Source organism: Rhizobium sp. 1399 (genome assembly GCF_031455475.1).
Lineage (GTDB): Bacteria > Pseudomonadota > Alphaproteobacteria > Rhizobiales > Rhizobiaceae > Rhizobium.
Genome location: NZ_JAVDSU010000015.1, coordinates 103,405 through 128,451, shown reverse-complemented (window position 1 = coordinate 128,451; position 25,047 = coordinate 103,405). Strand labels below are relative to the sequence as shown.

The 25,047-nt window shown below is 58.4% G+C and carries 26 protein-coding genes and 5 pseudogenes; 12 read left to right on the top strand and 19 right to left on the bottom strand.

Annotation, left to right across the window (positions count from 1 at the left end):
* Nucleotides 1–206 precede the first annotated feature (206 nt).
* The gene (locus J2X71_RS32400; RefSeq protein WP_310388846.1) at nt 207–470 is read left to right on the top strand and encodes a hypothetical protein; all 264 of its coding nucleotides are present in this window, start codon (nt 207–209) and stop codon (nt 468–470) included.
* Nucleotides 471–536: 66 nt separating this feature from the next.
* Here the strand turns inward: J2X71_RS32400 and J2X71_RS32395 are convergent.
* Nucleotides 537–1,522: pseudogene (locus J2X71_RS32395) on the bottom strand (nucleoside-diphosphate sugar epimerase).
* On the opposite strand from J2X71_RS32395, the pseudogene J2X71_RS32390 reads away from it, so the two are divergent.
* A pseudogene (locus tag J2X71_RS32390) lies at nt 1,520–1,979 on the top strand (LysR substrate-binding domain-containing protein); the annotation flags it as partial. The pseudogenes J2X71_RS32395 and J2X71_RS32390 overlap by 3 nt on opposite strands.
* A 46-nt stretch (nt 1,980–2,025) precedes the next feature.
* On the opposite strand, the gene J2X71_RS32385 reads toward J2X71_RS32390, so the two are convergent.
* Nucleotides 2,026–2,448: a helix-turn-helix domain-containing protein gene (locus J2X71_RS32385; protein ID WP_310388844.1), complete on the bottom strand. Its 423-nt coding sequence runs from the start codon at nt 2,446–2,448 to the stop codon at nt 2,026–2,028.
* Between the two features lie 95 nt (nt 2,449–2,543).
* Between J2X71_RS32385 and J2X71_RS32380 the strand changes: the two genes are divergently transcribed.
* Complete coding sequence (locus J2X71_RS32380) at nt 2,544–3,272, top strand: SDR family oxidoreductase (protein ID WP_310388842.1); 729 nt, start codon at nt 2,544–2,546, stop codon at nt 3,270–3,272.
* Here J2X71_RS32380 and J2X71_RS32375 read toward each other — a convergent pair.
* The 3 genes and pseudogenes from J2X71_RS32375 to J2X71_RS32365 form a co-directional block, all read right to left on the bottom strand.
* Nucleotides 3,268–3,354: pseudogene (locus tag J2X71_RS32375) on the bottom strand (molecular chaperone Hsp20); the annotation flags it as partial. The gene J2X71_RS32380 and the pseudogene J2X71_RS32375 overlap by 5 nt on opposite strands.
* A gap of 300 nt (nt 3,355–3,654) precedes the next feature.
* Complete coding sequence (locus J2X71_RS32370) at nt 3,655–3,945, bottom strand: hypothetical protein (protein ID WP_310388840.1); 291 nt, start codon at nt 3,943–3,945, stop codon at nt 3,655–3,657.
* A gap of 94 nt (nt 3,946–4,039) precedes the next feature.
* Nucleotides 4,040–4,312: an usg protein gene (locus J2X71_RS32365; protein WP_113321192.1), complete on the bottom strand. Its 273-nt coding sequence runs from the start codon at nt 4,310–4,312 to the stop codon at nt 4,040–4,042.
* Between the two features lie 277 nt (nt 4,313–4,589).
* Here J2X71_RS32365 and J2X71_RS32360 point away from each other — a divergent pair, with 277 nt between their 5' ends.
* The 6 genes from J2X71_RS32360 (at nt 4,590) to J2X71_RS32335 (ending at nt 10,743) form a co-directional block, all read left to right on the top strand.
* Nucleotides 4,590–4,904, top strand: a complete 315-nt coding sequence (locus tag J2X71_RS32360) for a co-chaperone GroES (RefSeq protein WP_310388834.1) — start codon at nt 4,590–4,592, stop codon at nt 4,902–4,904.
* 56 nt (nt 4,905–4,960) lie between these two features.
* Complete coding sequence (groL, locus tag J2X71_RS32355; RefSeq protein ID WP_113321190.1) at nt 4,961–6,589, top strand: chaperonin GroEL; 1,629 nt, start codon at nt 4,961–4,963, stop codon at nt 6,587–6,589.
* A 58-nt stretch (nt 6,590–6,647) separates the two neighbouring features.
* Nucleotides 6,648–6,950 carry a hypothetical protein gene (locus J2X71_RS32350; RefSeq protein WP_310388832.1) on the top strand — a complete coding sequence of 101 codons (303 nt, stop codon included), beginning with the start codon at nt 6,648–6,650 and terminating at the stop codon, nt 6,948–6,950.
* Nucleotides 6,925–7,347 (top strand): hypothetical protein, encoded by a 423-nt coding sequence (locus tag J2X71_RS32345; protein WP_310388830.1) that lies wholly within the window; start codon nt 6,925–6,927, stop codon nt 7,345–7,347. The genes J2X71_RS32350 and J2X71_RS32345 overlap by 26 nt, the downstream gene beginning before the upstream one ends.
* Before the next feature lie 88 nt (nt 7,348–7,435).
* On the top strand, nt 7,436–8,530 hold the full coding sequence (locus J2X71_RS32340) for a glycosyltransferase family 4 protein (RefSeq protein WP_310388909.1): 1,095 nt from the start codon (nt 7,436–7,438) through the stop codon (nt 8,528–8,530).
* Between the two features lie 17 nt (nt 8,531–8,547).
* Nucleotides 8,548–10,743: a glycogen debranching N-terminal domain-containing protein gene (locus tag J2X71_RS32335; RefSeq protein WP_405049779.1), complete on the top strand. Its 2,196-nt coding sequence runs from the start codon at nt 8,548–8,550 to the stop codon at nt 10,741–10,743.
* Between the two features lie 568 nt (nt 10,744–11,311).
* On the opposite strand, the gene J2X71_RS32330 is transcribed toward J2X71_RS32335, so the two are convergent.
* Nucleotides 11,312–11,701: a hypothetical protein gene (locus J2X71_RS32330; RefSeq protein WP_310388828.1), complete on the bottom strand. Its 390-nt coding sequence runs from the start codon at nt 11,699–11,701 to the stop codon at nt 11,312–11,314.
* 9 nt (nt 11,702–11,710) lie between these two features.
* Entirely contained in the window at nt 11,711–11,890 is a 180-nt protein-coding gene (locus tag J2X71_RS32325; protein WP_310388826.1) for a hypothetical protein, read from the bottom strand.
* 314 nt (nt 11,891–12,204) lie between these two features.
* On the opposite strand from J2X71_RS32325, the pseudogene J2X71_RS32320 reads away from it, so the two are divergent.
* Nucleotides 12,205–12,306: pseudogene (locus J2X71_RS32320) on the top strand (manganese catalase family protein); the annotation flags it as partial.
* 26 nt (nt 12,307–12,332) lie between these two features.
* Here the strand turns inward: J2X71_RS32320 and treZ are convergent.
* From treZ to J2X71_RS32300, 4 genes and pseudogenes are all read right to left on the bottom strand, one after another.
* The gene (gene treZ / locus J2X71_RS32315) at nt 12,333–14,111 is read right to left on the bottom strand and encodes a malto-oligosyltrehalose trehalohydrolase (RefSeq protein ID WP_310388825.1); all 1,779 of its coding nucleotides are present in this window, start codon (nt 14,109–14,111) and stop codon (nt 12,333–12,335) included.
* Between the two features lie 26 nt (nt 14,112–14,137).
* Nucleotides 14,138–14,263 (bottom strand): annotated as a pseudogene (locus tag J2X71_RS32310) (SDR family oxidoreductase); the annotation flags it as partial.
* A 131-nt stretch (nt 14,264–14,394) separates the two neighbouring features.
* The gene (locus tag J2X71_RS32305) at nt 14,395–14,730 is read right to left on the bottom strand and encodes a DUF982 domain-containing protein (RefSeq protein WP_310388823.1); all 336 of its coding nucleotides are present in this window, start codon (nt 14,728–14,730) and stop codon (nt 14,395–14,397) included.
* Nucleotides 14,731–15,214: 484 nt separating this feature from the next.
* Entirely contained in the window at nt 15,215–15,358 is a 144-nt protein-coding gene (locus tag J2X71_RS32300; RefSeq protein ID WP_310388915.1) for a hypothetical protein, read from the bottom strand.
* Between the two features lie 570 nt (nt 15,359–15,928).
* Here J2X71_RS32300 and J2X71_RS32295 point away from each other — a divergent pair.
* Both J2X71_RS32295 and J2X71_RS32290 read left to right on the top strand, forming a co-directional pair.
* Nucleotides 15,929–16,210, top strand: a complete 282-nt coding sequence (locus J2X71_RS32295; RefSeq protein WP_310388821.1) for a hypothetical protein — start codon at nt 15,929–15,931, stop codon at nt 16,208–16,210.
* Nucleotides 16,211–17,248: 1,038 nt separating this feature from the next.
* Nucleotides 17,249–17,656: a GFA family protein gene (locus J2X71_RS32290; protein WP_310388820.1), complete on the top strand. Its 408-nt coding sequence runs from the start codon at nt 17,249–17,251 to the stop codon at nt 17,654–17,656.
* A gap of 48 nt (nt 17,657–17,704) precedes the next feature.
* On the opposite strand, the gene J2X71_RS32285 is transcribed toward J2X71_RS32290, so the two are convergent.
* The 8 genes from J2X71_RS32285 to trbJ all read right to left on the bottom strand — a co-directional run bounded on the left by J2X71_RS32285 (nt 17,705) and on the right by trbJ (nt 25,025).
* Nucleotides 17,705–18,571 carry an ABC transporter transmembrane domain-containing protein gene (locus J2X71_RS32285; RefSeq protein ID WP_310388818.1) on the bottom strand — a complete coding sequence of 289 codons (867 nt, stop codon included), beginning with the start codon at nt 18,569–18,571 and terminating at the stop codon, nt 17,705–17,707.
* A gap of 300 nt (nt 18,572–18,871) precedes the next feature.
* Nucleotides 18,872–19,687, bottom strand: a complete 816-nt coding sequence (locus J2X71_RS32280; protein ID WP_310388816.1) for an autoinducer binding domain-containing protein — start codon at nt 19,685–19,687, stop codon at nt 18,872–18,874.
* Between the two features lie 147 nt (nt 19,688–19,834).
* The gene (gene trbI / locus J2X71_RS32275) at nt 19,835–21,127 is read right to left on the bottom strand and encodes an IncP-type conjugal transfer protein TrbI (protein WP_310388814.1); all 1,293 of its coding nucleotides are present in this window, start codon (nt 21,125–21,127) and stop codon (nt 19,835–19,837) included.
* Nucleotides 21,128–21,137: 10 nt separating this feature from the next.
* Nucleotides 21,138–21,560, bottom strand: coding sequence for a conjugal transfer protein TrbH (locus tag J2X71_RS32270; RefSeq protein ID WP_310388812.1), 423 nt, complete (start codon nt 21,558–21,560; stop codon nt 21,138–21,140).
* A 1-nt stretch (nt 21,561) separates the two neighbouring features.
* Nucleotides 21,562–22,392, bottom strand: a complete 831-nt coding sequence (trbG, locus tag J2X71_RS32265) for a P-type conjugative transfer protein TrbG (RefSeq protein WP_310388811.1) — start codon at nt 22,390–22,392, stop codon at nt 21,562–21,564.
* A 14-nt stretch (nt 22,393–22,406) separates the two neighbouring features.
* Entirely contained in the window at nt 22,407–23,066 is a 660-nt protein-coding gene (locus J2X71_RS32260) for a conjugal transfer protein TrbF (protein WP_310388809.1), read from the bottom strand.
* 16 nt (nt 23,067–23,082) lie between these two features.
* Nucleotides 23,083–24,285 (bottom strand): P-type conjugative transfer protein TrbL, encoded by a 1,203-nt coding sequence (gene trbL / locus J2X71_RS32255; RefSeq protein WP_310388807.1) that lies wholly within the window; start codon nt 24,283–24,285, stop codon nt 23,083–23,085.
* A complete protein-coding gene (gene trbJ / locus J2X71_RS32250) occupies nt 24,279–25,025 on the bottom strand; it encodes a P-type conjugative transfer protein TrbJ (protein ID WP_310388905.1) in 747 nt (248 codons plus the stop codon). Before trbJ ends, trbL begins: the two co-directional genes overlap by 7 nt.
* Nucleotides 25,026–25,047 lie beyond the last annotated feature (22 nt).

Sequence of the window (25,047 nt, the reverse complement as noted above, 5' to 3'; positions counted from 1 at the left end):
GCAGCGGAGAAGGTGCAAGCGGCGTCGCCATCAAGGCTTGCTCCTATGCCATTTTCGGAAGAATCAGCCTGGAGACGCTTGGCACGAGGTTGCTCTGAATAACAACGCAAAGTTCGCCCGGCGGCGGTATAGGCTACAGAATCCACCCGGCGATCTCGATAGCATCTACTCTGACCGGTCACGATTTTCGCTTATCCGGCAAAATATTGTTTGCCATCATTGACATTGCGGCGCACAATATTTTGCACTGCAAAACGGGGGCGGCGATGAGGATTTGCATCTACAAATCGGATGACGAACCCGACGTGACGCTTTTTTTGCGTGAAGGAAAGGCAATACCTGCGAACGCCACAAAACAGAAGTGGCGTCATTTTAAAGCGGTGACAAGAGACGAAGTCAGCGCGGATCTCCTAAAGAAAATTGAGGGCGCGAATGGCTCTCTTTTCATTCATCTGAGTTCGCTGTCGTAGACAACATAAGAAACAGGCGGCAAGGTCGGCAAACCGATCGCGCGCCATGCCAGTCAACTCGACAGACTATCTCCGGGGGCCAGTTTGGCGGGTGCGCGTAAACGCGGCACTTCGCCGAGCGATAGCCTGTGAGCTCCACGTGAGGAAGGTCTCTGGTTTGACGCCATCCTTCCGCGCCTTCTCGATCAGCGGTCTGAGGGTGTGTTTGACGAATTCTTCCATTGTCGTGCGCAGCGCAGGACGATCATCGCGAAACGTTACACGCCCATCGTTAAGTGCAGCCATGGTGTCGTTATCGTAGACCCACCGTCAGAGGGTTCCGAGCCTTTTCCGGAATACCGTCTCAACCTCGCGATCGCTCCTATTGATGAAGCGATAGTCTACCTCTCTACCGAGTGCCTGGCCAATAATCGCAGCGATCTCGGTCATCGTGTAATCGATGCCCAGTTGCTTTGCGAATCGGTGCTGCTCAGTCGGCGTGTCGAATTCTTCGCCGCGAGATCCGCGATGTCCTGAATGGCAACCCAAGGAGTCTTGACGTTGTGGTCAAGTGACCAGCCGATCCTCTCGTGCTGCGCGATCGAGTCGGTCCACCCGGCCAGGTCCTGCATGAACCAGCCACCCTGCAGGTGCACCAATTTGATGTCGCGTAGTCGGTTGAGGATCTGATCCAGGATATGGAAGCCCTGGAAATGGCCGGTATTTCCGCTGACCTCGGATCCCATCCCGGTCAGGCTCACGGCCAATTTCACTGGGGAATCCCGAAGTGCGTCGAAAAACCGAAGCGCTACCATAGGGTAGTGCCCATGGAAGTCCTCCGACCCCCAAATGGTTTTGACCATGAGGAACGCAGCGTCAGCGTCTTCGAAGAACGCGTCAAGCTCACCAGCACCTGTGTCGAAGCTGCCAAGGAACGGTTCTGCTCCTTTCGCGACAAGTGCATCGAGGGCGGGCCCTCCTCTCGAAAGAGCTTTGACTGAATGGCCTTTGGCCAAGAGGTGCCCGCAGAAGCAGTCTGCAATCAAGACCTGCCTCCACCCGGCGAGGAACAAGGCGCTTCCGATGTTGCTTTTCGCATCGTTCCGTTCAACGCTGCCGATGTCGTTCAGCGCCGGCTCTTCAGCTGGAATACGGCGTCCATATCGCCGAGGAGTCGCCTGATCCCAAATATGGCGACTGGACTGGTTTCCGGCTGATTACTCACGATACGTCGACCGGGCAGTTCCCCGATATCGCTTGGCTCATGGAGAGTTTTCCCAACGCGAGACCAGTCCTGCGATCAAATAACCGCAACGTCCAGGGGCGCATGTGTGTAGGCAAGGCGTCGGGAGCGCCGTCCTGCCCCGCGTAGTCAGCAATCAGATCGCCGGTATCCGCAGACTGGAACTGCCGACGACGCCGTCGGCGCGAGACATCTGGATGCGATGTCACCTAGACCTACGACGTCTTCAGCGTCTTCGTGCGTTCATCTCGACCGTCTTTGAGCACTTGATGAATGCGGCCGCGTGATGAGCGGCCCGGCCAACCAATCGAATGTCCGCCGATATCAGTCGAGTTAGTCTCGAACCCGATCGTATTCTTCTTGCGCGCGCTCAAGCTCCGGACCGTAGGTCATGGACCAAGCGTAGAGCGCCTCGAAGGGTTGCTGAAGGGAGCGGCCGAGCGAGGTGATGGTATATTCGACGCCGACCGGCGTTGTCGTGGTGAGTACGTCACGGCGAACGAGACCATTGCGCTCCAGGCGCTTCAATGCGTCGGCGAGTGCTTTGTGAGTGATCCCGTCCAGGCGCCGCATGATCTCGTTGAAGCGCGATGGCCGGGTGCACAAGACGGTCAGGATCAAGACCGACCACTTGTTGGCGATCTGCTCAAGCACGGGCCGCGCCTTCTCAACGTCCAGCAACGCCTCTGCAGAGACAGCTTTGTGGCTATGAGACGAGCAAGCTTTGATGAGCGGACCTTCTTTCCCTGCGGACATGGGTATACTCCTCGATATCTGCTTTACATATAGTGCGTAATTGACCGTAGGTATAGAGAATATATCCTGGCTTCATCATTGTTGGTGGAGTTAACATGACCAGATTAGCAAACAAGATCTCCCTCGTTATCGGCGGTGTCGGCGGCATCGGCGGAGCCGTGTCTCAAAGGTTCGCCAGCGAGGGAGCGCAGGTCTACGCGACCAGCCGCAAGGGCGCGGAGAGCCAACCAGACTTAACCGGCATGGGCAGCATCTACGCGATCCAGGCGGATGCCAGTAACAACGCCGATCTTCAGCGCGTCTTTGAGCGGATCCGATCGGAACAAGGCCGCATCGACGTGCTTGTCGTGAACGCGGGCCTATCTGAATACGCACCCCTTGATGAGATTTCCGAAGCTCATTTTGATCGGACATTTGGCCTGAACGTCCGATCCCTTGTATTTGCGGTACAGGGTGCCATCGACATCATGCAGCCCAGCGGTACGATTGTGCTGATTGGCTCTATTGCGAGCGATATCGGCACAAGAGGATATGGTGTCTATGGTGCGACGAAAGCCGCAGTCCGATCGTTTACTCGCACATGGGCAAACGAACTTGCTCCCAAAGGCATTCGCGTCAACGTTGTCAGCCCTGGACCGACCGATACGGCGATGATGGCAAGGACATCACAGGAGGTTCGAGACGCACTGTCTAGTATGATCCCTCTCGGACGTATGGGCAGACCTGATGAGGTGGCGGCAGCTGCCCTCTTCCTTGCGAGCGACGAGAGCAGTTTTACCACCGGTGCAGAAATAGCCGTTGATGGGGGTATGGGTCAGGTCTGATGGCTGCCTTCGAGAGATCGAAGACCCGCTCGAAGCCAACGCTCGAGCGATAGAGAGGTGCATAGTGGTAAGATGTTGCCATAGCCATATCCTAGGAGCGACGAGGGTACGGGAGTGCCAAAAGCGGCGCTCCCGGCAAAACCAGCCCTGATTTCAGCGGACGGTGGAATTCAATTTGTGTTTTGCCGATTCCCCGATTCGAGATCTGCTCAGACAAAAATTTTTACCGCCCGCGAGCCGAGCTCGGGAGCGCCCTTTTCTTGTCGCCTCCGATATTCATGCACGCCGCGAGGACTGGATGCGCTTCCCTTGTGTAGTCAAGAAAGAACCTCTCGGTGCGCCGTCCAATATCGTGCGCACCGGTGACGAGTTGGGAGCCCGGTTAATGGACTGCACGACTGAGAACGCGATGCGGGTACGCCGCCTTGAACTGCGAGATCATTGCGCACGCCTGTTGCAATACCCGCTCAGTCGTTTCGGGATTGTCGCGTGCGAGTTCATCGGCGTTTATGCGGATCGCTTCCGCCATATTGGCAGACATCAAAGCGAACCGCCCTTCACCATAGACCTGAGCCTCCTGCGAAGCGGTCTCAAGCCATCGGGCGAAATCGACGATGATCTCTTCCCTCTCCGGGATGCTGGCGCTTCTGATGATATTGATGGTCTCTTCCATGTGGTCTCACTCCATGCAGACGCGGGAAAGCGACCGGGCTCATCAAGCCCCGATCATCACGTGAACTAGGAAGTGGAAAATCCGGATTCAAGACTCAGTTCAGCTTGAACTCGCCTTCAACACGACGCCATTCGTTCGGCCCGATCAGGCGCTGATGGCTGTAGCGGACGGAATGCAGCGGGCCATCGAGGCTCTCCTGCCAGAAGTCCAGGAACTTGTGCATCTCGGGAAAATCGGGCGCCAGATCGTAGTCCTGCCAGACATAGGTCTGCAACAGGGATTCGAAATCGGGAATGCGGTAAAGGATATGGGCGGTGGTGAGACCATAGCCATTGAGCTGACGTTCCAGGTCGGATGAAAATTGCATGCTCATCTCCGTTTCATGACCTTTGAAATTTGCCGCAAGAATTTGCGGCTTTCAACGGGTTTGTGAACGAGTGAAGCCAGTTTTGTGTTCCCTTCCAGTAGGTTAGCAGCACCTGTTGTGGATTGCTAATTTTTTCTCTTTGCCCTCTTGAAATCGAAAAATCGCAAAACCAGATCATTTTGCGCAAAACGCTCGATAGAGGTTTTGCACCCGCCCGGACTGGTCATCCGGTCCGGCCAGGGGATTGCGTCATCTTTTTTGTCCGATGGAGGAAAACATGTCGTTTAGACCGCTGCATGATCGCATTCTCGTCCGCCGCGTCGAAACTCAGGAGAAGACCCGGGGCGGCATCATCATTCCCGACACCGCCAAGGAAAAGCCGCAGGAAGGCGAGGTCATCGCCGTGGGTCCCGGCGCGCGCAACGAGGCCGGCCAGGTCCAGGCCCTCGACGTCAAAGCAGGCGATCGCATCCTGTTTGGCAAATGGTCCGGCACCGAGATCAAGATCAACGGCGAGGATCTGCTGATCATGAAGGAAAGCGATGTCATGGGCATCATCGAAGCCCAGAGCGAGCAGAAGAAGGCTGCCTGAGCATCCGGCTATCAACCCATCAGTCAACAATAGCTGCCTATTGAGGAGTTAAAGAAATGGCTGCGAAAGACGTGAAATTCAACATCGATGCCCGTGACCGCATGTTGCGAGGCGTCGATGTTCTGGCCAACGCCGTGAAGGTGACGCTCGGCCCGAAAGGCCGCAACGTCGTGATCGACAAGTCCTTCGGCGCACCGCGCATCACCAAGGACGGTGTTTCGGTCGCCAAGGAAATCGAACTCGAAGACAAGTTCGAGAATATGGGCGCGCAGATGCTGCGCGAAGTTGCTTCGAAGACCAATGACATAGCCGGCGACGGCACGACGACGGCAACCGTTCTTGCCCAGGCGATCGTCAAGGAAGGCGCCAAGGCGGTCGCGTCGGGCATGAACCCGATGGACCTGAAACGCGGTATCGACCTTGCCGTGGACGCGGTCGTCAAGGAATTGAAGACCAACGCTCGCAAGATCTCCAACAATGCGGAAATTGCCCAGGTCGGCACTATCTCGGCCAATGGCGACGAGGAAATCGGCCGCTATCTCGCCGAAGCGATGGAGAAGGTCGGCAACGAAGGCGTCATCACCGTCGAGGAAGCCAAGACCGCTGAAACCGAGCTCGAAGTCGTCGAAGGCATGCAGTTCGACCGCGGCTACCTGAGCCCGTACTTCGTCACCAATACCGAGAAGATGCGCGTCGAGTTCGAGGATCCTTATATCCTGATCCACGAGAAGAAACTCTCCAATCTTCAATCGATGCTACCGGTCCTGGAAGCCGTCGTGCAGTCCGGCAAGCCGCTGCTGATCATTGCTGAAGATGTCGAAGGCGAGGCCCTTGCAACCCTCGTCGTCAACAAGCTGCGTGGCGGCCTGAAGATTGCCGCTGTCAAGGCTCCGGGCTTCGGCGACCGCCGCAAGGCCATGCTGGAAGACATCGCTATCCTCACGGGCGGCACTGTCATCTCCGAAGACCTCGGCATCAAGCTCGAGTCCGTCACCCTCGACATGCTCGGCCGCGCCAAGAAGGTGGCGATCGAGAAGGAGAATACCACTATCATCGATGGCGTCGGTTCCAAGGCCGAGATCGACGGTCGCGTTGCACAGATCCGCGCCCAGATCGAGGAAACGACCTCCGACTACGATCGCGAAAAGCTGCAGGAACGTCTTGCCAAGCTCGCTGGCGGCGTTGCCGTCATCCGCGTTGGCGGTTCCACTGAAGTTGAGGTCAAGGAGAAGAAGGACCGCGTCGATGACGCGCTGCATGCCACGCGTGCGGCTGTCGAGGAAGGTATCCTGCCGGGTGGCGGTGTCGCGTTGCTGCGCGCCGTCAAGGCGCTCGACAATCTTAATACGGCCAACCAGGACCAGCGTGTCGGCGTTGAGATCGTGCGGCGCGCAATCGAATCCCCGGTGCGCCAGATTGCCGAGAATGCCGGCGCAGAAGGTTCGATCATCGTCGGCAAGCTGCGCGAGAAGGCCGAGTTCTCCTACGGCTGGAACGCCCAGACCGGCGAATACGGCGATCTCTATGCACAGGGTGTCATCGATCCTGCAAAGGTCGTACGCGCAGCACTCCAGGACGCGGCCTCCGTCGCCGGCCTTCTCGTGACAACCGAGGCCATGATCGCCGAAAAGCCGAAGAAGGACACTGCTCCGGCCATGCCCCCTGGCGCAGGAATGGACTTCTAAGAAGTGATCGGTAAGGCTCGTCCCAGCCGCCGCGGGGCGAGCCACTCGCGGAGAAAACATGAGTTTGCCATCGAAAGAAGATGCGCGCCTCTGCGCCAGTGTCGTGAAAGAGGTTGCCCGCTCCAAAGGAATAACGGGCGAGCCGGCCTCGATCGGTCGGCTGACCGCGACGGTCGCCAAGCTCTTCAGCAGGGGCGTGCGAGACCGGGACAGTCTGCTGTCGCAAGCAATGGCAATCACCGAAATACCGGTGGCGCACGAGGAGCACCGTCCGCTTCTTGCCGAGCTCCGACACATCACCACAGGTACCATCGATTTATCTATGGAGCCAGAAAATGAGAGAGGACATCAACAACAGTAGAACGAACCATAGTACCGAAGCAGCAATCAGCGCTGCGCAACTGCTTCATCCGTCCAAGCATTTTAATCACCCCCGTGACGTGCTTGTTGCCAGCGATATCGGCGATGACGCAAAACGCGCCATTCTCGCATCGTGGGCATCCGACCTCTTTGCCATCGAGTCCATTCCGGCACTTCGTCTTTATCCCGGCACGGAAAAAGCCGTCTCTTATGACGAGATCATCGAAGCGTTGAAGACTCTGGACCAGTCTGATTGGCAATCCGAGGATCAGGGTGCATCCAATTTCCTCGACATGCAAAGAAGCCGTTGCCGTCGCTCGCCGTCGCGCCGGTTTGGCGGCGTTGGTCTGTGCAGCTACCGGAAAAGAGACCGCCGCCGACAGCCGTTTGAGATCTAAACACTGCCACCAGCTGCCGTGTGCCTGTTCGAGGACGCGGGCATGATTTTTGCCGACGACTCTTTGCTCAATTGAGGAGGTTTTGCCGATGAAGATCGCTCAGATCGCACCCCTTGCCGAGAGTGTTCCGCCCAAGCTCTATGGCGGCACGGAACGGATCGTTTCTTATCTGACCGAGGAGTTGGTCCGTCAGGGCCACGAGGTTACCCTATTCGCAAGCGGCGACTCTGTTACGGACGCCAAGCTAGTGGCATGCTCGGATGTCGCGCTCAGGCTTAACCCGGCTATCCGGGATCACCTGCCACACCAGGTAGTGATGCTGGAGGAAGTTCGCAGGCGCGCCCATGAATTTGACGTCCTTCACTTCCACGTCGATCTCCTGCATTTCCCATTGATCCGGGATTTTGCCGAACGGACCGTAACGACGCTGCACGGGCGTCTGGACCTGCCTGACCTTCGCCCATTTTATCAGGCTTTCTCGGACATTCCGCTGGTGTCGATCTCGAACGATCAGCGCCAGCCTATGCCGCCTGTCAACTGGGTCGGTACCGTGTACCACGGTCTTGCAGTGGATATTCTACCGTTCACCGCGAGGCCGAAAGGAAACTATCTTGCTTTCCTTGGTCGTATCTCCCCTGAGAAGCGACCCGATCGCGCCATCCAGATCGCTGCTAAGGCGGGGATGCCGCTAAAGATCGCCGCAAAGATCGACAATGCCGACAAGGCCTATTGGGACACGGTGATAGAACCGCTGGTGAAGAGCCGCCCAAACGTCGAGTTCATCGGCGAGATTAACGAACATCAGAAGGCTGAGTTCCTCGGCAATGCGGGTGCGCTGCTCTTCCCGATTGACTGGCCAGAGCCCTTTGGTCTCGTCATGATCGAGGCCATGGCATGCGGCACGCCGGTCATTGCCTTCGGCTGCGGTTCCGTTCCGGAAGTGATCGACGCCGGGATCTCCGGGATCATCGTTGATACTGTCACCGAAGCGGCGGAGAACGTTGAATGGGCTCTGCGCATGGATCGTCGCAAGGTTCGTAAGACGTTCGAGAGGCGCTTTTCTGCGAAACGCATGGCACGCGATTACCTCGACATCTACCGCAGCCTGCCCGGCGTTCGCACCTGTACTTCAAGCACGCACCGTCCCAACGGGTCCGTTCGCGACCTGCAGGTCGTCGCATAAGGAGAGGCGGGTCGAACATGATGACGACCATCAACGATGTTTCCAAGACACGAGCACCGTCGCCGATTGCCCAGTTCTTCATTCCTGCCACCGCTTCACTTCAGGAGCGGCGGCCGCGCACTCTCAAACATGGCGACACGTTCGCCGTCTTCGACCATAATGGCGACGCGCTTTCTGGGGTGGGCAGCCCGGAAGGTCTCTTCCACCGTGATACGCGATATCTCTCGCATCTCTATCTGACGATCAACGGCGAGCGTCCAATGTTGCTGTCGTCGACGCTTCGAGACGACAATGCCACGCTCACATGTGATCTGACCAATCCTGATCTCTTCGATGAGAAGGGCAAACTCATCCTTGGTCATGATCTTATTCATATTCGTAGGACCCGTTTTCTCTGGAACGAACGTTGTCATGAACGCTTGGCGGTCAGGAACTACGATGACCGACGCCAGCAGGTCCGGATCGAAATCGCCTTTGGCGCAGATTTCGCTGATTTATTCGAAGTCCGTGGCACCTCAAGAGCACGAAAAGGGCGCCAGCTTCCCGCCGTCATAAAGCGTGACTCGATCCTTCTCTCTTACATTGGCCTCGATGAGCGCAAGCGATCCGCTCGCCTATGCTTCTCGCCACAACCAGACGACATCCGCAGCAATCTCGTCGCCTACGATCTGTCTCTTGAACCGCATGAGACAAAATCGCTCTTCTTCCAAATCGGGTGCGACCAGACAGATGGCGATCCCGGCCATCTTTCCTTTTTCCTGGCGCTACGCGATGCCCGGCGGGCCTTGCGCGCCTCTCGCTCGCGAGTGGCGTCGATCACGACGTCGAACGAGATCTTCAACGAAATGGCCCGGCGCAGCGTTTCGGACCTTTACATGCTCATCACCGACAAGCCGGAAGGGCCATATCCCTATGCCGGCATCCCCTGGTTCAGCACCGTGTTCGGGCGCGATGCGTTGATCACCGCGCTGGAAACCCTCTGGTTCGACCCGCAAGTCGCCCGCGGGGTGCTTGGACATCTGGCAGCCAATCAGGCGACCGAGATAGATCCCGCTTCCGACGCAGAGCCGGGCAAGATCCTACATGAAGTGCGCTGTGGCGAAATGGCCGAGCTTGGCGAAGTTCCCTTCCGGCGTTATTACGGCAGCATCGATTCAACGCCGCTCTTCATCATGCTCGCCGGGGAATACCTCGGCCGGACCGGAGATCTCGCCTCCATCGGGCGGCTCCTGCCGCATATCGAGGCCGCACTGACATGGATAGACGAGCACGGCGACCGAGATGGAGACGGTTTTGTTGAATACGGACGGCTGACGGACGAAGGTCTCATCAACCAAGCCTGGAAGGACAGCCACGATTCCGTCTTCCATGCCGACGGTACATTGGCGAAAGGACCAATCGCGATCGCCGAGGTTCAGGCTTACGTTTATGGAGCCTGGCAGGCAGCCGCCGAGATCTTCAGGAGGCTTGGCCGCCCCGAACGGTCAGTAAAATTTCTGGCGAGGGCGGAAGACATGCGTCGTGCTTTCGACATGAATTTCTTCGACGAGGAATTAGGCACCTACATCTTGGCGCTCGACGGGCAAAAACGGCCCTGCCGCATCCGTTCTTCAAATGCTGGCCATGCATTGCTCACCGGTATCGCCTACCCTGAACGGGCGGCTGTGGTCGCTCGCACATTGATGAGCGCATCATCCTTCTGCGGCTGGGGCATCCGTACGGTTCCGTCCACTGAGGCACGCTACAATCCGATGAGTTATCACAACGGCTCGATCTGGCCGCATGACAATGCCATGATTGCCAGCGGTCTTGCGCGCTATGGTTATCGGACTGAAGCTGCGCGGATCTTCGAGGGACTTTTTGCGGCGTCGACCTATATCGAACTGCGCCGTCTTCCCGAATTGTTGTGCGGGATGTCACGTCAGCGCGCACAGGGGCCGACCTTTTATCCGGTCGCATGCGCTCCCCAGGCATGGGCCGCGGCAGCGCCTCTCTTCTTGTTGCAATCCTGCTTGGGCCTTGTTTTTGAGGCCGACGCTGGACGTATCAGGTTCAACGAACCGCGCCTGCCCGCTTTTCTGGACGAGGTCATCCTGCGTCACTTGCGGATCGGCAATGGCTCGGCGGACGTCGCCGTGCGCCGCTCGGGCCGCCACGTCTCGGTCGATGTCGTTGATCGGCGAGGCGATATTCGCGTTATCACCACGGCATAGATCATCAAGAACACAAGGGAGGATGCTTCCATTGATGCAACAGCTCGATGAGGGTGGCAGTGGCCCGGGCGGCGTTGCCAATCAATCAGGGCCCTGTCACCCGTGGAGCCCAGGTGTCTTGGCAGGTCGGCCCCGTCCTCCTCGGTGCCGCGAACCGCGCGATAAGGGGAGAAGCAATTCAAGTGCAAGGTTGAGGCTCGGACACTCGCCGCCGGGTCGCGTCGCAATCGCAGCGACCCAAGGTAAAAAGCGCCCAGCTCGCGCGTCTAAATCGTCGTCGCTTGACAAAGGTTAACGGCTAGAAAGGGCGACCTTAGGCTGCCCGCGCAGCCATGCTGAGGTTTTTCTATCCCATCCCGCCGCAACACTCGGCATACCGGCGTCAAGGCAAGCGCCAACGAACGCATCCCGAGCGATCAAGGCAGGTATCGCGCCACTCAGCACTCCCCGGCACTCCTGACGACAGGTTTAGGACGCATCATTTATCTGGACCCTATTGTCAGTCGCCGCTCATAAACCAGAAAGGCCCCGCTTGCTGGGGCCTTTCTCATTCCTCGGTGCGCTATTGTTAGTGGCAGTCTTGCTCGCTATCCGGGCTGAGCTTTGCTGTCCCGTCGTTCTGTGTCGACGAGCCACCGCTCTTCGGTCTGCAATTATCACCATTGGCGCTGCGATTGCCGAGTGAATTGTTGCCGGCATTGTTGCCGCCGTTGACCGAACCGGTGGAATTGCTATCGGTACCGCTGCCATTCTGGCTATTGCTTTGGCTGTTTTGGGAACCGCTGTCGCTCTGTGAATTGCTGCCCGAATTGCCGGACATATTGCCGCCGGAACTGCCTCCCGCTGCGTTGCCACCGGCGCCGCCGCTCGATTGCGCGAAGGCAGAAGTCGCCATGCCGAGGCTTAGCAGTGAGACTGCGATAATTCTCATGCGCATAATTTTCTCCTTGGGTTTCATCACCGAGGATCAATCACGGCGCGCCCATAATGTTCCGATCACAAAAAATTCAAAGGCATCGAGCAGTGTTGCCTCGAGGGCAGAACCCGCGCCCATTGAGACATGAAAGCGGCCTGCAAGGACATATTTTCTTAAGGCAATCGGCAAGACCCGCACCAGCGGCAATCGTTGGCGAACCGCGTGAAACATCGGTCGGTCTGAAAGGAGACAAACTCGACGAGCAGGTTGAAAAGCAGCATCCCGACGCACTGGCCGGCACGGACGCGACGGCAATCTGGTAGCAGATTCTGGGGCACCAGGTCGCCTATTGCGGCGATGACTCAAGCGGCTTCGAGCAGAACCTCGCAACCTTCATGCCCAGGTGGGCCGCCTCTCAGATGCGCCTGATGGGCGAGCACTTTGTCAGCGACGGCATGCTCCCGTAGGCTGGTGACGTCGAGCGCTTGAGGAAAATTCTAGGCCGCTACTACATTCTTACCGCGACTTCGCGATCGAGACCGCCATACGGAGAAATGTCCACGCTTGGAATCTACATGTTCCAGAGCTTCAATTTTCGATCGAAATCAAAGCTGCGGCCGTTCTATACCCTTGTAGCGAGCATCTCGCACCCTCCGCCTGTGCTTGGCTGAGTTCAGCTAGGACCAACGCTGATGCTCGAAATCACCGACCATGGAGCAAGAGTGCGCGAAGCAGCCGATCCCAACGTAAAAATCTGTTCCACTCCCGGCAGCGGCGTGATCTTGCCTGGCTCATTTGAAAGGTTTGCCTGGAGATGGAGATTCGCACCCTTTGCCAGCATCCATTCCACGGCAATGACGCTTCCTTCACGTCGAAATCTACCGCTTCCGCGAGGGGCGCCCTTAAGAAGCGGCACAATCCGCCGGTGTCGCAAGTTAAGAAGGATCTTATAGAACACCAGCATATGTGCCGCAGCAGCGTTGTGCAGCCCACGCCAGTCTAGCTTCGCTGCTTCGAATGTGGACTGCGCGGTCGGATCCATGAGGTCATCATCATCGAACCCAGGAAGGCGCGACAACTCCTCGCGACGCCCATTCCTCACCTTCTCGTTCAGCTCTTCATCAAAGTCGCAAAAATAAGGGAACGGCTCGCGCGCGCCCCACTCCTCGCCCATGAAGAGCATCGGGATTTGCGGCGACAATAGATAGACTGCGGTGACAGCCTTGATGGGCTCGAGCGGCCGGTATGTAGTCATGCGGTCGCCGACCGCCCGATTGCCAATCTGATCATGGTTTTGAATGAAGGAGATGAATGCCGTGGGTGGCAGGTCGACAGAGGACTTGCCGCGTCTAGCGCCGCGATAGGGCATGTGTTCGCCTTGAAAGACAAAACCTTCCGCAAGCGCGCGTCCGACTTTGTCACCGTCGTCGGCATAGTCCTTGTAATAACCAAAGATTTCTCCGGTCGCGGCGATGTGCAGCACGTGATGCACGTCGTCATTCCACTGAGCCGTGAATTGACGGATCCGCCCTTGCTCGTCTCGTCTCAAGAGATCGCTGTCATTGTCTTCGTTCTCGACGATCAGGTGAACATGCCGGGCACCGGAAGCTTCGCGAACACGTCGGGCAAGCTCGTGAAGGAGATGCTCTCGGCTATCGTCCTTTATGGCGTGCACTGCATCGAGGCGAAGACCGTCCAGCCTGAACTCCTTGATCCAGTAGACCGCATTCTGGATGACGAACTCCCGAACCGCCGTCGATGCGTGGCCATCATAGTTAATGCCATTTCCCCACGGTGTCTTATGCTGCTTGGTGAACAGCGGCGCGTAGGCGGGCAAGTAATTTCCATCCGGGCCGAAGTGGTTGTACACGACATCCAGGAAGACACTGATCCCGCGCGCGTGCGCCGCGTCCACCAGGGCCATCAAATCTTCAGGGCGACCATAGGAGCTGTCGGGCGCATAGGGCAGCACGCCATCATACCCCCAGTTGTAGCGGCCGGGAAAATCGCTGACGGGCATGACTTGAATAGCGCTCACGCCGAGCTCGGCCAAGTGATCCAGTCTTTCGATCGCAGACCGGAATGTGCCTTCCGCGGTGAACGACCCGATATGCAGTTCGTAGATCACGCATTCTTCCCACGGGCGCCCAACCCAGGAGCGAGTTTCCCATTGGAAGGCTCTCAGGTCGACGACTTCGCTGGGCCCGTGAACGTCACGCGGTTGAAAGCGGGATGCACAGTCTGGGACTTCGCTGCCGTCGGGAAGCACAAATTTGTAAAGGCTGCCCGGCCCGGCGCCGGCAACATGGCAACGAAACCGGCCGTCCTTTGTTTGCTCCATCGGATGCGGCTCGGCACCCTCGACCTTCAAAGACACAGCTTCAACAAGGGGCGCCCACAGCCGGAACTCCACGCCTGCTTCTGAAACAAGCGGACCAAACGCATAATCCAATACATCACCTCTGTGATTTGTGTATGCTATCCGAGCGGAGAAAGGTCCTGACCGCCGTCGATCCACACCGGGGAGCCGGTAATGTGGCGGCACTTGTCGGAAGCCAGGAAGACGATTACATCCGCAACATCTTCACTGCGACCTGGCCGGCCTAGTCGAGATCCGAGGACGTGCAATGCGCGGCGCTCCCAGTCCGCCGTCTGCTACCGTCGGGCTACCAAACGCTTCCGAGCGCGCAATCGGAACGATGGCCGGTTCGACAATTCCCACAACGGTAAAGAACTTACTGGCGTAGAATTTCACGCTCGTGTCCTGCGCTGGCTGAATCCACAGAAGCCGGATCGCTACCGCAACAATGGACCGCCGACGAACCGTCCACTTCTAAAGAAAGTCCGGCACGCTTCACAAACCGCCGGAAATTCTCGGCCGCAGCCTCCACGGGAAAACGACCGTGGCGGGCAGTTATACACGCACGTTGAATGACGTCGTAGGCTATATCTCTCTTTGGTTCAGGCCAGTCGTCGAGAAATCGAAGAGCGCCGTCGAGATCGACGATCTCTTCAACAAAGAAGGTATTCTGAATAAAGATGGGTCGTTCAAAACGATAACCCGATATCATGACAAACTCCTCCTGCGCTACTCAAGGGTGCCAAATGCGAAAGACGTGGCGACAAAGGTGGCGCGCAGATAGGCCTTGCCCAGGCCACACGCGGCTGCTGTCGTTTCACGTGTCAGTGCTTCAAGTGCGAAGCCAATGTCCCGATCATGGTTAGGAGATCGTTTTGGTTCTGAGGCCCTGCTCGAACATCGAGATCAACTGCTGCGCCGCCTTCACTCCAACAGGGCTTTCGGACAACAACGAGCCGCGCACCACTCCTCGTGCACCTCCGTGATTATTGAAAGGGCTTCCGGACCAATGGCACACTTGGCGCCATGCAAATCCTGGAACGTCACCATCCTCCCAGTTAGCCAATCAAGGTCATTAGCATATTAGGAAGTGCACACATTTAAGGCAACGGGCGACTTAGGGGCGGTCGCTTTTGGTCTGAGAGCGTACAGTCCGAGGCTGAATTGTTTCAGAACTAGGTTAATCGGCAGTCGGCTCATGTGGCAGCCATTTCCTCGTGACGGAACTGGATGAATTCGATCTGGTCGCGGTTGATGCCGTCACCTGGATAGCCGAACATTCGCCGGACGCCCCACGCGTAGAGACGGGAAACGACGAAGTCGCCGACAGTTTGTGTCATGTCGATGCCTCTCAATCGTGTCGCAATGGACATCAGAGGAAACCTTCCCTTCGAGGTATTGGATCCGGATTTTCTGCGGCTCTCCTCTACTGCGCGACGGTGGCAAGCAGTCGAAGCGTTGACGAGGCAATTTTGCGATGAGGGAACGCTACAATCGTGCGATTCTCAAAGCGGGCGGCCACATAGCTTCGCGGCAGCCGGAACCCAACCCTAGCTTCACCGACGTAACGGAGTGGCCGCGCAACGGGGTTCGGCACAGCTCATTTTGGGCATCCCGAGATTAACGGTGGCACCGCAATAGGACAATTTGTCTATGGAAAGGAACTTTTGACCGTTACTTCCGTTTGAAGGGCGGGTCGCGCGGCGAACCATCCCTGTTGCGATTCCTCCAATCCTTGGCGTTCGCTGCGCGATCCACCATTAGCGCTCCCGGCTGTCTCGGGAAAGCGCGACTTCGAAACCCTCCTTAGGCATTGAGTGGCGGCTTCAATCTCAAGTTTCTCGTCTTTAATTCTAAGGAGATGAATCGAACTAGGCTTCAACGGCTTTGCGGTTGATAGGAATGTGCCCATGCTGATGAGGTACACACAGAGATTCAAATGGTGCGAGACATGGAGCGGTGAGAATCGCCATGACTTTATTGGCCTCGACGACGAAGAAGTGATTGGCCGCATTCAGCTCGACCAAACCACCCCTAACAAAGCTGGACTTTGGCGGTGGAACGTCGCCGCTGCGCCATGGGTGCCGCGGACAGTCACGCCACCGCAGGGGTGGGCCGAAACGCGTCGTAAAGCGTTGCGGCTGGTCGAGAAGCATTATGAAAGCCTGAAAAGACGTAGTGTGGACAGATAGGATCTTTCCATCGCACCCGTGGTCGGGGATTTGATTGTACGGCTACCCCTTTTCGATGGGTCCCCTTTGGAACGGGATGTGCGCCCACCCGGTGGGGAGCCGACCATGACGTTCGAAGTTCGCTAGCGCGATCGCCCGGCGAGTGTTTCGCCCTTTCTACCCCTGGCTCCTTGCGAACACTTTCCACCACTCCGCCAGCGTCGCTTTGCCGGCGTAACGAGGCCTACTCGCATGATCATCGGGGCGCCGCCCAGGAACTCCTATCAGCGGCGAAATACGGCTTTCTTTTTCAAGAGCAGCGGTACCATTGGCGGGAACTTCATACATTTTCTTGAAAAATACGACCAGGTTGCCAACACGGGCACCGGCGCAAGAATCTCTCGGATTGCATCACCACCGCGCCTGCGCCTGAGGGCTAACCGTTGTCACGAGAGCGCCGACACGAGGATGACCACTACAGCTGAGGTCGCACCGATAAGCATGAAGCCCCCAACAGCAACTCCGTCGCGTGTGGGATAGTAGCGGGGTGTCTCAGGTGCTCGTGCACGCCAAAAATCGCCATCGCTCCGGCAGCCATCCAACTCGCCAACGTTACGACCGAAAAAACTGTCATCCAATCGACTACATGCATCATCATTCTCCCTCTCATGGGAGCATCAAACCAGGAGTGTTGAGATTGGTTCCCGCTATTCACCGACGGTTCGCTAGCGTACGGCAAATGAGCAAAGTCGAGGGACAGACAAGCGCTGCCGGCTGCAGCAAGGGCCGTCGCGCGCCGACCGTTCTTCTAATGCGTTTTGATCCCTGTTCAGGTCTGCACGAGTTAAGCCACGGCGAGCAAGATGAAGCCTGGTTCAGGTGCGCCGGTCGCCTGCTCGAGATCCTATGATGCTTTTCTCCTAATAAAGTTGATTACAAGCGCAAACGGTCGCCCTTCGTCGAAGACCGCGATGCGAAAAAAATGTTCCATGGGCGACTGCTCGGCACCAAGTCGCACGTTCCAGGGAACAAAAAACGAGCGCGGGCATTTCGCGAGGCATGAGCGAAAAGACGACATGGATCGGCGGGTGCCTGTGCGGAACATGCCGATATGAATTCCGCGGCGCGCCACCGCACACCGGCTATTGTCATTGCGACATGTGCAAAAAGGCAACCGGGGGCCCGTTCGCCGTCCTTGTTCAGGCAAGTCTCGAGGAGTTTAGATGGACGAAAGGTCGGCCTCGGTCATATCGCTCCTCGCCCGTTGCGACGCGCGGTTTCTGTGACCTATGTGGAACACCTCTTTACCTTCAGTACGACGACGACGAGTTGATACGCGTGACCGTCGGCTCGCTCGATTATCCTGAAAGGGTCCGGCCAACGGGGCACTACGGCGTTGAAAGCAGATTGGACTGGGCCGACTGCGGTCGCGGCTTGCCTGAAGAGAAAACGCAAGAGACGTTCTGAAGCCCCATGTCGTCCACAGGTGAGACGTTCTCACTTTGGAGATTTCTGCTATCGTTCGCGATGCTCGACGGGCTGAAGAGCGCCGGTCACGATCACCGACGACGCGACGATCATGCCGCCGGTCAGGTCTCCCTCAATGACGAGATAGGCGCCGAGCGCGAGCGATCCCGACTGAACGGCCTGCCGGATTGCTTTCGACAAGCCCGTGAACAGGCCGGCAACGTCGCCGGTTCTGCGCTGAAGAAGCGTGGCCGCGCTGTGCATCGCCGCAAACCGTGTCCTGACAGATTCCAACATGCCCATGGCTGCTATTGCCTCGGCATTGCGATGGCTCGCCTCGCCGAAGCGATTGCGAACCGCCATGGCATCGGCCGCCTCCCGGGTGCGCGCGCGCGTCAGGGCATCGGTGGCGATCGTCATAGCGACGAGGACAGCCATTGCCGCGGCGGTCAGCCAGCCAATCAGCGGATGCAGGAAGAAACATACGGCAAGATAGACCGGCATCCATGGCAGGTCGAAGAGGGCACTCGGTCCGGAGCCACTCAAGAAGCCGCGGATCTGATCCAGATCCTGGGCTGGTTTCAGGACGTCGCCATTGGCTTTGGTTCGCAGCGAGGCGCCAGCGATGACCGAAATGACTCGCCTTGAAAGCGCCTGGTCTAGCATGGCGCCGAGCCGCATCAGAACGCGGCTGCGCAGAACGTCGAGGATACCCGAAAAGGCATAGAGGCCGGCGGCTAGAATAAGCAGTGCGATCAGTGTGGGCAGGCTCTGGCTTGGAATGACACGATCGTAGACCTCGATCATGAAAAGCGGCGCGGTGAATGCCAACGCATTGATGATCGATGAAAACATGAACGCTCCGACGACCGCGAAGGTCAGCTCCGAGCGGGAATTCAAACGGCTCGCGCGCATCAGACCCTCCATCCAACATGCTTGATGAGCACTTTGCGGGCGTAACCTATGAGGGAACTGGCAATTCAATCAATATATGCAGAGTAGTGTAAAGCTATGCCTATGCCATTGATCCGGTTCGTGAAAAATGGCTCGTTAGGAAATTTACACAGCAGAACAATTGGAATTCAAGACCGGACATTGGCGTCGTTCTGTCAAATTATACCCGAATGCGTCCCATGTTGGCATCCAGGCGAAAATTTATTCCGGTCTGTTCTATTAGGATGCGCGAACATGCCATCGGCCATGCCCCGCGGTGGCTCAGGCCGCCAGCGCCGACGCTACGTCGAGGAACGAGTTTTCCCGGACGAGCTGGACCAGCAGCCCATAAGACATGATCTGCGCGGTCTTCTTGATGATGCCGAGCTCAACTGCTTTGCCAACGGCCCCAGGCAGCGACTGGCAATGCAGGCGCTCCTGGGCGTGGCGGAGATGCATGCGCACGGTATGAATCGACAATCCGAGGAGCTTGCCGATCAGCGCCGGCTTGTGCCCGTTCAGCACCATCTCGAGGCAGACATGGCCGCGATCTGTCAGAAGCGGATCGGCCGGCCGCCTCTCATCGAGCCGCAGGGCATGGAAGTGAATGTGGTTGGCGAACAGCAGCAGGTCTGCCTCGCAACGACGTTTCTGGGCTTTCCATTCGACGTCGCTGAGCCCGCGAGCCAAAATCGTCAGCAAGCCGGGCGGTTTGTTGATCGGCGAAATCGGTATCGTTAGGCCGCGATCGCCGAGTTCATAGCGATCCACCTCCGAAAAGAAATAACGGGCGTTCCTTGATCTCCTGTCGATCCCGTCCCAGTCGAGCGGCAATGGTGATTGCCAGGCAGCATTGACGACCGGATCGATCTCAATGAATTCCCGTGCCTCGTATTGCCTGAACCATTCTGGATCGACAGTCGAAAGCGCAAGCCGCGAGGAGACCTTTCCGGCGCCCTCCTGTCGAAGCTTTCGATAGGTGAGGTTGCGCACGCCGTAATGATCGCGCATCGTATGGACGACTGCAGTCATGTCTTCATACGTTGCTGCTGCCGCCAATTCGCACAGCCTGTCATCAAAAAACCGATCTTGGTTCATCGTCCCCTCCGCCGCTCCAGTCTCACTTGAACAGCAACAGGCGATTTATTCAACTCTAAATACTTATGGAACGGTCTACATCGCGGCAAAGCCTACCAAAGGGCGAAATTATTAGCCGGTGATGCAGCCGCCTTGAGCGGCGCGTCCTTACCTGTCGTAGCTACCGGGAAAGACGATATCCTGATCAACCAGGACGTTGAACCTGTATCCGGGCCGGATTTCCAGCGTCGGCTGGACATCCAGGTTTCGGTCGATCGTCCGCTCGGCAACGCGTCCGAAGCTTTCGGCGAAATTGCGCCTTGCAGCGTCGGAGGCCGTATCCTGCGTTGACCGTGTCGAGCTTTCCGGAATGGACGCGTCGATGCCCGTGCCGATTAGGGCGATGAGGGCCGCCGAGGTGAATGTCCTGATGGCGTGATTGTTGACGCGGTCGTTAAAGCCGCCATAACCCTCGGCATCCGTGCCCGCCATGCCGCCGATCTGCAAGGTCGATCCGTTCGGAAAAATGATATCGGTCCAGACGACCAGAACCCGGGCCTGACCGAAGGCGACCTTCGAATCGTAGCTTCCGAACAGCTTTGCTCCCTGTGGGATCAATAGTCGGTCGCCGGTGGCGCTGTCATAGACGTTCTGGCCGACCTGGGCACTGATACGCCCCGGCAAGTCCGAATTGATGCCTGATATCAACGTTGCAGGGATGACGGAACCGCGTTTGAGCTCGAAAGGCGACAACTGCGGAACGATCTTGTTCGGCAGATAGCCAAGCTCCTTAATATCCTGATTGAAGAAGTCTTCCTTCGAAAGCTGCTTGTTCGGATCCGCGTTCTGCCCGGCAAATCCGGCCTGCAGCGCAGCCTGATAGACATTGGCGGGAGTTGTTGCGGTCCGGCCGCCTGACGGTCTTTCCGACGGGTCGACCTGACCTTCGGAGGGCCCTGCCCGGCTGATGTCGACCTGAAGCGGTGAATCGAGCGCTGCTTCCTCGGCCTGGAGCTGCGCCATCCTCCGGCGCTGGAGCTCGCGCAGATAGCGCTCGCGGCCTTCTCGTGCCAGTCGTACCTCGAAATCGTCATCAGATCCGGGTTGGGCGGCTTTGGTGGCAGCGTTCGGTGTGGCTGGCGGGTTGTCGGGCTTTACTTGCGCCGGCGCCTTGTCGATAGCAGGTCGCGGGTCGAACAGTTCGGCCGGCTCGGGTTCGCCAATGATGCCGTCTTGAACACCACGCTTCAGCTGGTCGGCGTAGTTCGATGCAGGGGCGCCCGCTCCATCCTCGCGCTCATGTTGCGTGGGGTAGAACCCCCTGGCGGAAAGCCCGAAAATGACCACCGCAAAGAAGACGAGGATCAGACCGATGGCAACAAGCACCGGCAGCCGGTTGAGCCGCCGGACCGCCTGCGCCTGACCGCCATGCATGTTGCCGAGCTGGAGTGACTGTGCCATCTGTGCCCTCCTACTTGAACGTCATCACCGACAATGGGCTTGCCGGTCTCGCACCGGAGCCCGTCACGACATAGAGCCGCGCAAGCCGCAAACCATCCGTCGACAGGCTGGCGAGCACGCCGCCGTCCGATCCGTCGAGGGCGTAAGAAAGCATGGTCGCCTTCGCCTCGGTCTTCTGGACGCTCACGACCGAATAGCCGGATCCCTTGAGCATCGCCTGTAGTGCCAGGCCGAATTCCGACCGGTCGTCCGGCAGGTTGATCGGGCTTGCTTCCCGGGGAAGACGCTCGGACAGGCGGTTGGCCATGTCGCCGGCGATCGCCGCCGCCGCGCCCGCCGAAACCGGCGCGGGCCGGATTTGTGAATCCATATCCCCGGTCTGGCAGCCGCAGAGAGCCAGGCAACCAGTCACGGCAAGAAGGGACCGGCGCATGTCAACTGCTCCGCCGGATCGTAACCTGCTGCTTTCGCCAGCCGACCCCGGATACGAGTATCGCGCGCTCGATATTGTAGTCGACCACCATCATGTTGTTTGCCATGCGGTAGTTGACGATGCGGTTCTGTCCGCCGGAAACGACGAAGAGGACGGGTGCATCCTGTCCGGCAAGCGAGCGCGGGAACTGGATGTAGGTCTTCTGGCCGTCGGAATAGACGCGCGTCGGTTTCCAGGCGGCACTTCCGCTGACGGAATAAGAAAAGTTCAGTTGGTCGGCGGCAATACCGGTCCCTGGCACTCCTTTCGCTTCCAGGCGCGCATTCACATCTGCGAGCTTGTCGGAAACGTCTTCGGGATAGGAGAAGCCGACGCGCGCCATGTATTGGCTGGGATGGGATTTCAGCTGGATATGATAGGTGCGTCGCGACGTGGTGACGACCATGGATGTCACCAGGCCGGGTTCGGCCGGCTTGACGATCAGATGGATCGCCTGTCCTCCCACGGCTCCCGAGGTCGCGGGCTCGACCTTCCATCTGACGGTATCGCCGACCAACACGTCACGAACCACCTCTCCGGCTTCAAGTTCGATATCGCATACCTGGAGCGGCGAACAGATGACGGAAGGCTGGGTTTCGCCGAAAAGGAAGACGACTTTGCCATCGGAACCCCTAGTGACGAGGCCCGAGCTATCGCGCCACTTGGAAGACAGGTTCGTACCCTTCGCCTCTTTGGGCGTCATGGCCTGGGCCTTTGCCACGGGAGCAGCGCAGAGCGTAGTGGCCGCGATCGCGCAGCTGAAGGCGACCGATAAGTGTGTTCGGTTATGCATGCCCTATCCTCGTTCTATAGCTGTGCCGTCCAGTCGAGGTCCTTGAGATATAGACCGATCGGGTTGAGCCGGATCGTCGCCTCGTCCTGAGGCGTGGTGATCGTCACCGTGGCGATCGCGCGGAAGCGGCGCGTACCGGTCTCTTTGCCGCGCCGGTCGCGCTCGAACTCGGTCCAGTCGATCTGGTAGGACTGGCTTGACAGCGCGACGATGTTGTTCACCTCGACCGCGATCGTCGCTGCCTTGGCCTTCTCGAAGGGGGAATTGCCGCGAAACCACGCGTTGATCTTTTGCGTCGAGGGGTCAGAGGTCCGCAGCAACGCATAGGTCCGATCGATATACTGCTTTTGCACCACCGCATCGGGTGTTACCGAGCGAAAGCTGGTCACGAAGCCGCCAAGCGTCGCGCGCACCACGCGCGGGTCGGCATATTCGATATGTTCGGGAAAGCCTGCAGATACCGGCGTACCCAGCCTGTCGACCTCGACGATGTAGGGGATGAGCTTGACTTGTGTGCTGAGAAAGAGCGCGTAGCCGAATCCGATGATCGCGATCATCAAGGCGAGGATTGCAACAATACGCCAGGCCGCCGCTGCCCTGACATAGGAGCCATAGCGTTCGTTCCATTCCAGCCGGGCAGAGAGATAGGGGTTTTCTGCAGCGTTCGACTTCATGATCCCCACTCCTCGTTCACGTCCGTTGTCCGGGTCGGGGCGCTGTCGACGATCCCTTGCCTGCCGCGGACCGGCCCTGTTCGAGTTTGGCATTGGCAAGTCCAAGCAGCGATCCGGCATGCGAGCCCGGCGCCTCGATCGCCTTGTCCTTCAAGGCTGATGCGGTCGCCATGCTCGCGGCGCTCACACCTTCCGCCAAGTCGCGCATGACGGCGCCCGCCATGGATGCGCCGCCAGCCCGGGCCGATCTCGCCGCCGACATGCCTGCCGAGGCGCTCCCGGCCCCCAGGAAGCCGGCCCCTGCCGCAAAGGAGGCGGCCTGGCTGCCGTGCCGGATAACCTCCATGCCGCTGCCGACCGACACGCCTTGGATCACGCCCTGAATGATGTTTGGTACATAGATGGCAATGACGAAGACGACGACGGCAATTCCGGCGATCGCGAGCACCGTCTGAAACTGGTCGCCGATCTCAGGACGGTTGGCGAGGCCGATCAGGACCTGCGAACCGATGCGGGCGATCATGACGAGCGCCATCAGCTTCATTCCGACGCTGAAGGCGTAGACCAGATATCGGATCGCGAAATCCTTGGTGAAGGATGAGCCACCGAGCCCGAGCATGATCATGCCGGCAAGGAGGCCGATATACATCTCGGCCATGATCGCCACGAAGATCGCCGCCACCAGCGAGAAAGCGATCACGACCACGATCGTTGCGAAGGCCGCCGACACCGCCAGCGCATTGTCTTCGAACAGGCCGAAGCGGATCTTTTCGGCCATCTTGCCCGCCACCACCAGTCCGGCATTGAAGATATCGGCCGGCGAGGCATCTCCGCCCGACGCCCCGATCTGAAAGAGGCTGTCGACGACCGCTTTTGCAAAGGCTGGTCCCCGCTCAAGAACAAGGGCGAAGAACCCGACAAACATGATGCGGCGGACGAGTTCGGCAAACCATTCCTGCAGCGACGGCGCCTGCAGGGCGAGCCAGATCGCAGCAAGCCCGATCTCGATCGATGCCAGGATCCAAAAGAGCGATCGCGAAGCATTCGATACGGTCTGCTCCCATCCGCGCGCCGCGCCGCTGATCTCGTCCTGTAGCGATGTGATCAAGGATCCTTCCTGGGCATGGACGGGCGCAACCATGACGAAAAGAAGAAGGGCTGCCCAAACGACATCGCGCGCGACGCTCGCCGCTCTCTGTCTTCGCAGATGCCTCACCATTGCGGCTCCATGGTCCTGCCGCCGCTTGTCTGCGGGATGGTTGCCCTGAAAAACTGCTCGCGACGAGCTTGCGCGAGGTCCTTGTCGGTCTGATTGGTCTGCAGCCAGGTTCCCATCATCGTCATCTGCTGGGAGACGAGGCCGCGGAGCTTCTGCATCTGGGCAACCTGCTGGGCGGCAATCTCGTGACCGACCTGAAGCGCCTTCATCTGGCCATTGGCGCCATCGGAGAGCGATCGAAGCGATGCCATCGTCGCCTCCTCGGTGTCGAATTGCTTGGCCGTCAGGCTTGCCGCGCTGAGCGTGGCCGCGATCGTGTCGCGATTGGTGTCCGACCAGGTCTGGTAGGTCGCAGAGAAGCTTTCTGCGTCCGGCAGGTTCGCCCTGAGATCGGCATAGCTCTTGAACCGCTGCCGCAAAAGGTCATCGGCATTGGCCATCGCAAAGGCGATGCTCTGGCCGTCGGACACGACTGAGCGCAGCCGATTGAGATCGCCTTCGACCTCTCCCCAGATATGTGTGGGAAGCTGCGCGGTGTTCTGCAGCATGTTCTCGTAGATCTTCAGCTGGTTCTGGATCTGCTCGGCAAGCTGCGTGATCTGGGTCAGCTGGTTGTCGACCTGGACGCCCGAACTTTCGAGCAGCTTAATGAGCTCGCCATTGTTGGCAAGCTGCGTGAATTCGGTTGCCGCGCCGGTCGCAGCCCCTGCGACAACAGGAACCGGCCTGGCTGCTGCCATGAGGGTGGCGAGTGAGACTGCG

Coding starts and splice junctions, on each gene's coding strand:
- J2X71_RS32385 (WP_310388844.1), bottom strand. CDS start 2,448: ATGTCCGCAGGGAAAGAAGGTCCGCTCATCAAAGCTTGCTCGTCTCAT.
- J2X71_RS32380 (WP_310388842.1), top strand. CDS start 2,544: ATGACCAGATTAGCAAACAAGATCTCCCTCGTTATCGGCGGTGTCGGC.
- J2X71_RS32370 (WP_310388840.1), bottom strand. CDS start 3,945: ATGGAAGAGACCATCAATATCATCAGAAGCGCCAGCATCCCGGAGAGG.
- J2X71_RS32365 (WP_113321192.1), bottom strand. CDS start 4,312: ATGCAATTTTCATCCGACCTGGAACGTCAGCTCAATGGCTATGGTCTC.
- J2X71_RS32360 (WP_310388834.1), top strand. CDS start 4,590: ATGTCGTTTAGACCGCTGCATGATCGCATTCTCGTCCGCCGCGTCGAA.
- groL (WP_113321190.1), top strand. CDS start 4,961: ATGGCTGCGAAAGACGTGAAATTCAACATCGATGCCCGTGACCGCATG.
- J2X71_RS32350 (WP_310388832.1), top strand. CDS start 6,648: ATGAGTTTGCCATCGAAAGAAGATGCGCGCCTCTGCGCCAGTGTCGTG.
- J2X71_RS32345 (WP_310388830.1), top strand. CDS start 6,925: ATGAGAGAGGACATCAACAACAGTAGAACGAACCATAGTACCGAAGCA.
- J2X71_RS32340 (WP_310388909.1), top strand. CDS start 7,436: ATGAAGATCGCTCAGATCGCACCCCTTGCCGAGAGTGTTCCGCCCAAG.
- J2X71_RS32335 (WP_405049779.1), top strand. CDS start 8,548: ATGATGACGACCATCAACGATGTTTCCAAGACACGAGCACCGTCGCCG.
- J2X71_RS32330 (WP_310388828.1), bottom strand. CDS start 11,701: ATGAAACCCAAGGAGAAAATTATGCGCATGAGAATTATCGCAGTCTCA.
- J2X71_RS32325 (WP_310388826.1), bottom strand. CDS start 11,890: ATGTTTCACGCGGTTCGCCAACGATTGCCGCTGGTGCGGGTCTTGCCG.
- J2X71_RS32305 (WP_310388823.1), bottom strand. CDS start 14,730: ATGATATCGGGTTATCGTTTTGAACGACCCATCTTTATTCAGAATACC.
- J2X71_RS32300 (WP_310388915.1), bottom strand. CDS start 15,358: ATGACACAAACTGTCGGCGACTTCGTCGTTTCCCGTCTCTACGCGTGG.
- J2X71_RS32295 (WP_310388821.1), top strand. CDS start 15,929: ATGCTGATGAGGTACACACAGAGATTCAAATGGTGCGAGACATGGAGC.
- J2X71_RS32290 (WP_310388820.1), top strand. CDS start 17,249: ATGAGCGAAAAGACGACATGGATCGGCGGGTGCCTGTGCGGAACATGC.
- J2X71_RS32285 (WP_310388818.1), bottom strand. CDS start 18,571: ATGCGCGCGAGCCGTTTGAATTCCCGCTCGGAGCTGACCTTCGCGGTC.
- J2X71_RS32280 (WP_310388816.1), bottom strand. CDS start 19,687: ATGAACCAAGATCGGTTTTTTGATGACAGGCTGTGCGAATTGGCGGCA.
- trbI (WP_310388814.1), bottom strand. CDS start 21,127: ATGGCACAGTCACTCCAGCTCGGCAACATGCATGGCGGTCAGGCGCAG.
- J2X71_RS32270 (WP_310388812.1), bottom strand. CDS start 21,560: ATGCGCCGGTCCCTTCTTGCCGTGACTGGTTGCCTGGCTCTCTGCGGC.
- trbG (WP_310388811.1), bottom strand. CDS start 22,392: ATGCATAACCGAACACACTTATCGGTCGCCTTCAGCTGCGCGATCGCG.
- J2X71_RS32260 (WP_310388809.1), bottom strand. CDS start 23,066: ATGAAGTCGAACGCTGCAGAAAACCCCTATCTCTCTGCCCGGCTGGAA.
- trbL (WP_310388807.1), bottom strand. CDS start 24,285: ATGGTGAGGCATCTGCGAAGACAGAGAGCGGCGAGCGTCGCGCGCGAT.
- trbJ (WP_310388905.1), bottom strand. CDS start 25,025: ATGGCAGCAGCCAGGCCGGTTCCTGTTGTCGCAGGGGCTGCGACCGGC.